The 7,799-nt window shown below is 60.3% G+C and carries 7 protein-coding genes; 5 read left to right on the top strand and 2 right to left on the bottom strand.

Translation table 11 applies throughout. The annotated features are described in order from the left end of the window. Window positions 1-603: alpha/beta hydrolase family protein (locus tag ACYVDE_RS10185; protein WP_460501402.1), on the top strand; the 603-nt coding region annotated here is incomplete at its 5' end. A 350-nt stretch (window positions 604-953) separates the two neighbouring features. Here ACYVDE_RS10185 and ACYVDE_RS10180 read toward each other — a convergent pair. Then, on the bottom strand, window positions 954-1,826 hold the full coding sequence (locus tag ACYVDE_RS10180) for a peptidase associated/transthyretin-like domain-containing protein (RefSeq protein ID WP_460501401.1): 873 nt from the start codon (window positions 1,824-1,826) through the stop codon (window positions 954-956). A 307-nt stretch (window positions 1,827-2,133) separates the two neighbouring features. Between ACYVDE_RS10180 and ACYVDE_RS10175 the strand changes: the two genes are divergently transcribed. Both ACYVDE_RS10175 and ACYVDE_RS10170 read left to right on the top strand, forming a co-directional pair. After that, complete coding sequence (locus ACYVDE_RS10175; RefSeq protein WP_460501400.1) at window positions 2,134-2,751, top strand: OmpA family protein; 618 nt, start codon at window positions 2,134-2,136, stop codon at window positions 2,749-2,751. Between the two features lie 232 nt (window positions 2,752-2,983). After that, window positions 2,984-4,369, top strand: a complete 1,386-nt coding sequence (locus tag ACYVDE_RS10170; RefSeq protein ID WP_460501399.1) for an alpha/beta hydrolase family protein — start codon at window positions 2,984-2,986, stop codon at window positions 4,367-4,369. Between the two features lie 86 nt (window positions 4,370-4,455). On the opposite strand, the gene ACYVDE_RS10165 is transcribed toward ACYVDE_RS10170, so the two are convergent. Further along, a complete protein-coding gene (locus ACYVDE_RS10165) occupies window positions 4,456-5,355 on the bottom strand; it encodes a peptidase associated/transthyretin-like domain-containing protein (protein ID WP_460501398.1) in 900 nt (299 codons plus the stop codon). Between the two features lie 276 nt (window positions 5,356-5,631). On the opposite strand from ACYVDE_RS10165, the gene ACYVDE_RS10160 reads away from it, so the two are divergent. Continuing rightward, entirely contained in the window at window positions 5,632-5,850 is a 219-nt protein-coding gene (locus ACYVDE_RS10160) for a FeoA family protein (protein WP_460501397.1), read from the top strand. A gap of 5 nt (window positions 5,851-5,855) precedes the next feature. Further along, the coding region (gene feoB, locus ACYVDE_RS10155; protein WP_460501396.1) for a ferrous iron transport protein B at window positions 5,856-7,799 on the top strand (1,944 nt) is incomplete at its 3' end.

Below are 7,799 nucleotides of genomic sequence, written 5' to 3'. Positions count from 1 at the left end.
GTGGCCCTGCTGGCCGCGGCCCAGCCCCTGCCGCCGGCTTTTGTAGTAGCGCTGGCCGCCTACGGCCTGCCCGGCCGCGACATCGTGGTGCAGCAGCAGGCCACCACCCTCCGCACGCTCGGTACCGAGAATGCCCAGATTGAGGCGGCTACCAAGCGCCAGCTGGCCATGCTCGAAATCATTCGCCAAACCACCGACAATGCTCAGGCGCAGGCTATTGTGGCCAACATGCTGAAGCAGAACAACGCGGCCATCGACAATGCCACCGCCCAGGCCAGTGCTACCGAGATGACCTCGCCGCACTACCGCTACTTCTTGGCCTTCAACCCCATCGAGAAGCTGCCTGCCGTGGCCTGCCCCGTGCTGCTGCTCAACGGTACCGCTGACCTCACTGTGAACGCCGATGCCAACCTGGGCGCCTTGGACAAAGGGCTTAAAGCCAGCAAAAAGCCCGTAGCGGTACACAAAATCCCCGGGGTGAACCACCTGTTCCAGCCCGAGCAAAGCAAATGGCCCATCATCAACGGCCAGCAGCAGCCGAACTTTTCGCCCGAGTCGGAGGAAATCATCCGCGAGTGGATTATGGCGCAATCCAAGAAATAAGGTCGCTGCGGCTTGCCGCTTCGCCCAGCAAAAAGGCCCTGCTGATAAGCAGGGCCTTTTTGCTGGGCGCTGGTCGGCGGGCTGCCTGTCGGAGAGGGGCCGGGCGGGGGCATGGCCGGATGGTGGCGTGGCGATGGCGTAGGCGCTGCGTCGTAGGCGAGGGCCCGCCAGCCGGTTGCGATACCCGCCCCTATTCAGAAAGCGCTTTTGTGCTGCTCGTAGCAGCGCGAAAGAGCCGGCGGCCCGAGGGCTTGAGCGCTGCTAAAAGTACTGCCCGCTCCGCAGCACCCATAAAAAAAAGCCCCGCCGGCAGTACCGGCGGGGCGTGCGCTTCGGCCAATGGCCGTCGCTTATTTATACATGTCAACTTCGGCCTTAATCATGGCATTGTAGCGGCGGCCGGCGCTGTTGGCCAGGGTCAGCAGGTTCCAGCCCCGGCCAATGGTGTAGCTCCACGTCCGGCTCTCCTTGAATTCGAACGTCGGGCGCATAATCTGGCCGTAGGGGGTATAATTGTCCATGAAGTTCGTGGTGTAAAACTTCTCACCACCCACAATCCATTCCATCGCTACAAAGAATCCCTCCTCGGGAGCTTTGATGTTATAGGTGCTCAGGTCAATGGTGTACCAGGCGCCGCCGCGGGCTGCCGAAACCACCACGTTTTCCGTCAGCAGGTCGGTATTGGGAGCGTTGTAGTTGCCGTCGGCCTTGTAGATGCGCACTCGGAAAGGCTCGCGGGGGAAGCCGTTTTCGCCGATGTAGAACGACACCGTGCGCACGTTGCCAAGCTTCTTCTGCTTCTCGTTTTTCACGAAGAAAGCGTACTGGCTGCCCGGCAGGCCCTGAATCATGCCCTCGCCCGGGTCATTCTTATTGGAGCCCAGTTCGACCGGTTTTACCCCTTTCGCAGTAGCTTTCACTTCAGACAGTTCGATGAAGCGTTTATTCAGCTCTACAATCAGGTCTTCGGTGCTGCCGCGCTTGATGAAGATGGCACTACGGTCGTAGCCCAGCGTCATCACGATGAGCGAGTCCTGGCTGGTTTTTTCCAGGCCGGCCAGCTGGAAGTAGCCGTATTCATTGGTGAGGGCTCCCGTGCCTTCTTCGCGCAGGGAGATGGAAGCAAAGGGTACCGGGTCTTTGGTTTTGGCATCCACGACGCGGCCGGTAATGCGGTTTTCCTGCGCCCAGCTCAGCGCCGGCAACAGCAGCAGAACCCACAAAGCGAGAAAAGGTATGCGTTTCATCATCGCCAAGAATAATTATAATGGATGTAGTCTGGCAAATTTACAAATTCCGTTGCACATATGGTAGTGGTGCAGAGCCGGAAACCAAGAAAAAGTTAGTAAGAAGGCAACCTTTTTTTGGGCCTTAAATGCCTGAAAAACGCCTTTTAGCTCGAAAGAAAGGGGTTTTGGGAACTCATAATAATGTTTCAACCCAAGCGAGCCGGTGATAAAATTAACCCAATGGCGGTGTTTTCGTATCGGAAGCGAAATAATTTCTTTCACATTTTCTTGACTAATCCCCATGACGAAGTTCCTCCTGCCCGGCCTCGCTGCTGCTTTGCTGTTAGCTAGCTGCGAAACCAAGCATTCCGAAACCAAAGACCAGCTCGGCGAAGCTGGCCAGGATACGGCCGTGATGGCCCGCGATGGCCAGACGGCCAGCCAGATGGCCGGCAATGCCGCCGCCTCAGCGGCCGATGCCTGGGATTTGGCCAAAGCCAAGCTGGCCGACGTGAAATTCAAGGAAGTGACCCTGCCCGGGGTAAGCGTGCGCGGCGACAGTACCTACAGCGTGTACAGCGTAGACGAAACCGTGCTTTTCGATACCGACAAAGCCGACATCAAGCCCAGCGCCGCCGCCACGCTGCAGCAAATCACGGGTTCCATCGGGCAGCGCTACGCCACGCAGCAAGTGCGCGTGATGGGCTTTGCCGACTCGCGCGGCGACAAAAATTACAACCGCGAACTGAGCGAGAAGCGCGCCGAGGCTGTGAAAAACTACCTCGTCAACACCGGTAAAATCGACGGTAGCCGCGTAAGCGTCGAGCCCATGGGCGAGGCCCAGCCCGTGGCCTCCAACGCCACTGCCGCCGGCCGGCAGGAAAACCGCCGCGTCGAGATTGCGGTGCGCACCCGGTAAGCTGCTATTAGCGAACAGATTTGGTTGACAAGGCCCGCCTTTTTTGTAAGGGCGGGCCTTTTGCTTGGTTAGGAACTGAAGCGCAGGCAAGCGGCCGCGCTTTTTTGGGACTAAATGGGGAAATCGTCGGTACTCATCCGGCTTTTCCGTACCTTGCAACGCCCTTGTTGACCTTACACTTTTTATGCAAAAAAAATACATAGCTCTGTTTCTGTCAGTTTTAGCCGGTGCTATGGTGGACGCTAAAGCGCAAACTACCGGGGCAGGGGCCGAGCCATTGCCGCTGGGTGGCCTGTGGAAAGGCAAGTTGGCCGTGCTGGGTGGACGCTTGGATTTGACAATCAGCATTGTACCGCTAGCGGGCGGCAAGTATTTCGCCGCCCTCGACGTACCGGCGCAAAAGATTACCCGTTCGATGACGGACCTGACCGTGCGCGGCGACTCGGTCCTGTTTGCCATGCCGGGCGTGGGCGGGCGCTACGCTGCTCGCTACGTCGCCAACCGCCGCCAGCTGCAAGGCACCTGGACGCAGGCGGGCGTGAAGTCGCCCCTTGAGCTGAATTATGCGCCCATGCCAACGATGAGCACCGGCACGGCTACCCGCTTGGCGCCCCCTTACCATGAAGAGGAGGTAACGTTCAACAACCCAGTGTCGCGCCTCAACCTGGGCGGCACGTTCACGGTACCGCCGGGCAAAGGCCCGTTTCCGGCCGTGGTACTCGTCAGCGACCTGGGCGCGCAGGACCGTGACGGCACCATCGGCAACTTCCACCTGCTGGGCACGCTGGCCGACTACCTCACCCGCCGCGGCATTGCCGTGGTGCGCTACGACGACCGCGGCGTGGGCAAGTCGGGCGGCAACTCGGCCCTGGCCACCACGGCCATGCTGGTGAGCGACGTGCAGGCCGGCATGAATTTCCTGCGCTCGCGCCTGGAGGTGAACATTGGCCGCATCGGTGTAATTGGCCACGGCGAAGGCGCCAACGTGGCGCTGCTGGCCGCGGGCCAGCCCTTGCCGCCGGCTTTCGTGGTATCGATGGCCGGCTACGGCCTCACCGGCGAGCAAACCCTGCTGCAGCAGCAAGTAGCCCAGATGAAGGCGAAAAAGGTGGACCCGGCCACGGTGCAGGCCACCTATGAGCGGCAGAAAACGATGTACGAAATCATCCGGCAGAGTACGCCCGCGCAGGCGCTGTCCATCGTGAGCAACATGATGCGTCAGGACCAGCCCGACCTCACCCCCGAGGCGGCGCAGAAAGCCGCGACCGAGCTGCTCACGCCTTGGCGGCGCTATTTCCTCACCTTCGACCCCATCGCCGAACTCGACCAGGTGAAGTGCCCCGTGCTGCTGCTCAGCGGCACGGATGACGCCGAAGCCCCTGCCGACCTACACCTCAACGCTCTGGAGAAAGAACTGCGGAGCATCAGCCACAGCACCGTGGTGCGCAAGCTGCCCGGGGCCAATCACCTGTTCCAGCCCCCCAAAACCGAATGGGTGCTCATGAACGGCGAGATGCAGCCCATTCTGGCTCCCGTAGCGGCCGATGCCATTCGCGAATTCATCACAGGTCTCGGCCCGAAAAAGCCCGCCGGCCCGGCCGAAGCCAAGGCCAAATAGCTGCCGGCAACACACGGTACGAAAAAGGCCCTGCTTGTGAAAAGCAGGGCCTTTTTGTTGCAGCGACCGAAGCTTTGGGCCTGGCCTTACTTAATCATGTCAACCTCGGCCTTAATCATGGCGTTGTAGCGCAGGCCCTGTCCGTTGGAAGCCGTGATGAGGCTCCAGCCCTTGCCCATGGTGTAGTTCCAGGTGCGGCTTTCCTTGAATTCGTAGGTCGGACGCATAATCTGGCCGTAGGGGGTGTAGTCGTCCATGAAATTCGTGGTGAAGAACTTATCGCCACTTACCACCCATTCCATGGCCACGAAGAAGCCTTCTTCGGGGGCAATGATGTTGTAGGGCGTCAAGTCAACGGTGTACCACTGGCCGCCCTGCGGGGCCGAAACCACCACGTTTTCCGTGAGCAGGTCGGTATTAGGAGCATTGTAGTTGCCATCCGCCTTGTAGAGGCGCACGCGGAAGGGCTCGCGGGGGAAGCCGTTTTCGCCGATGTAGAACGACACGGTACGCACGTTGCCGAGGCGCTTCTTCTTCTCGTTTTTCACGAAGAAAGCGTACTGGCTGCCCGGCAGGCCCTGAATCATGCCCTCGCCCGGGTCGTCGGAGCGTGAGCCCAGACCCAGGTTTTTCACCTTGCCGGCCTTCACGGTCACGTTGCTCAGGGCCACGGCGCGCTTGGGCAGCTCAATGGTGAGGCTGGCCACGGCCACGCCCCGCTTCACGAGCACGGCGCGGCGGCCGTAGCCCAGCGCTACCACGATGAGCGAGTCAGCAGTGTTCTGGGTAGGAGCCGGCACGATAAACTGGCCGTGCTCGTTGCTGAGAGCGCCAATTTGTTCGTTTTTGAGCCCAACCGAGGTGAATGGCAGCGGCTCTTTGGTATCCTTGTCGACAATGACGCCTTTTATTTCCGCCTTTTGGGCTTGCGCGAAGGGGACAATGGCAAGTAAGAATAATGCTATAAAAAGTAGTCTTGCGTACATATTTTATCAGGTAGTTCGGACAAAATTACAATTAAGGGCTGAAAGTTAGCCGTTTTTTTAACTGTAAGCAAGCAAGTTCTGTTTTAGGATTCTGCAAAGATGGACGAATTGCCTGAAATCGAATTATTAGGGGATAAAAAATTTTACGGGGCCGGTAAGAAAATGTCGGCGTACCTTTGTTTGTATTCTTTCTAAATAAGACTTCTCAACTTTCCCGTGGCGCTGTTTCGTCGTTCTGCTCATCTTGTTTCATCGGCAGGCCCGATGCGGCGTAGCGTGCGCGACCTGCAGCTGGGCGAAACCGGCACCGTGTGCTGCCTCGAAGACCCCGAGATGGCTCTCAAGCTGCTGGAAATGGGCTGCGTACCCGGCGTGCAGGTGCGCCTGAGCGGCCGTGCCCCTCTCGGCGACCCGCTGATGCTGGTGCTCGGCGACCAGGAATACACGCTGTCGCTGCGGACCAGTGAGGCGGCCACCATCTTACTGAAAGAGTAGCGCGCATGGCGGCAATCGCAGGCAATCCGGCTCCCGTGAAGGTCGCCGGCCTCCCGGCCGACGCTCGGCCCCTGCGCATTGCCCTCATTGGCAATCCCAACAGCGGCAAAACCTCGCTGTTCAACCAGCTCACCGGCCTCAACCAGAAAGTCGGTAACTTCCCCGGCGTAACGGTAGACCGCAAAACCGGTGTGGCCCAGCTTACGGCCACCCAGCGCGCTGAGATTATTGACCTGCCCGGTACCTACTCGCTCTACCCGAAGAGCCTGGATGAAAAAGTAATAACCGACCTGCTCTACGACAAGGCCGCCGACAACTACCCCGACTTCGTGGTAGTGACGGTGGACGCCAACAACCTGCGCCGCAGCCTGCTGCTATTCACCCAGCTTGGCGACCTCGGCCTGCCCGCCGTGCTGGCCCTGAACATGATGGACGTGGCCGAGCGCCACGGCGTGAACATCGACCTGCCGGCGCTGGAGCGCGAGCTGGGCGTGCCCATCATTCCGATGAACGCCCGCAAGGGCATCGGCGTGGCAGCCCTGAAGATTGTGATGGCCCGGCGGCTCGATGCGCCGCCCGTGCGCTTCTGGGAGGCCGACGACAAGCTGCTGTCGCTGGTGCGCCAGATTCGCTACTACTTCGACCTGCACAACGACTACCTGGCGCTGCACTACGCCCAGCAGTACCGGCAGATTAGTTTTCTGAGCGCCGAGGACAAGGCGCACATTCAGGACCTGACGCAGCAAGCCGGCTTCGATGCGACCGCGGCGCAGGCGGCCGAAACCATTGCCCGCTACGGCCGCATCAATGAGATTCTGCTCGAAACCGTGACGGTGGTGCGAACGGAAAAGCGCGAGCCGGTGAGCAACCGCATTGATAAGGTGCTGACGCACCGCGTGGGCGGCTACTTGATATTTCTGGCCATTCTGTTCCTGCTGTTTCAGGCCATTTTTGCCTGGGCGCAGTACCCGATGGACTGGATTGACCAAGGCATTTCGGGGCTGAGCGCCGTGATTCAGGACAACTTCTCGGGGCCGCTGGTGCGGCTGCTCACGGAGGGCGTGCTGGCCGGCTTGGGCGGCGTGCTGGTGTTCATTCCGCAGATTGCACTGCTGTTTGGCTTTCTGGCCATCCTGGAGGAAACGGGCTACATGGCCCGCGTTACCTTTCTGATGGACAAGCTGATGCGGCCCTTCGGGCTGAGCGGCAAGAGTGTGGTGCCGTTGATTTCGGGGCTGGCCTGCGCGGTACCGGCCATTATGGGGGCGCGGGTGATTGAGAGCTGGAAAGACCGGATGATTACGATTTTCGTGACGCCGCTTATGTCGTGCTCGGCGCGCATTCCGGTGTACACGGTGCTGGTGGCGCTGGTGGTGCCCGACCAGGCCGCGTGGGGCATTTTTAACCTGCGCGGCGTGGCCCTGATGTCGCTGTATCTATTAGGTCTAATTTCGGCGCTGCTCTCGGCCTGGGCGCTGAAGCTGGTGCTGAAGGCCCGGGAGCGGAGCTACTTCATCATGGAGTTTCCGGTGTACCAATGGCCGCGCTGGAAGAACGTGGGCATCACCATCTATCAGAAGGTGAAGGCGTTTGTGCTGCAGGCCGGCCGGGTGATTGTGGCCATTTCGGTGCTGCTGTGGGTGCTGGCCAGCTACGGCCCCGGCCGGCAGCAGGAAGCCGCCGAGGCGCAGGTGCGGCAGGAAAGCACCGCCCGCGGCTGGGATGCCGACGAAACCAGCCGGCAGGTGGCCTCGGCCCGGCTCGAAACGTCGTACGCCGGTAAGTTTGGCCACGTGCTGGAGCCGGCCATCCGGCCGCTGGGCTACGACTGGAAAATTGGGATTGCGCTGCTCACGTCGTTTGCGGCGCGGGAGGTGTTTGTGGGCACCATTTCGACCATCTACAGCGTGGGGCAGGACGCCGACCTGGGCACGCTGCAGCAGAAGCTG

This window comes from Hymenobacter agri, assembly GCF_054778495.1.
Note: the sequence above shows the minus strand (reverse complement) of the source record. Positions and strands in the feature narration are given on the sequence as shown.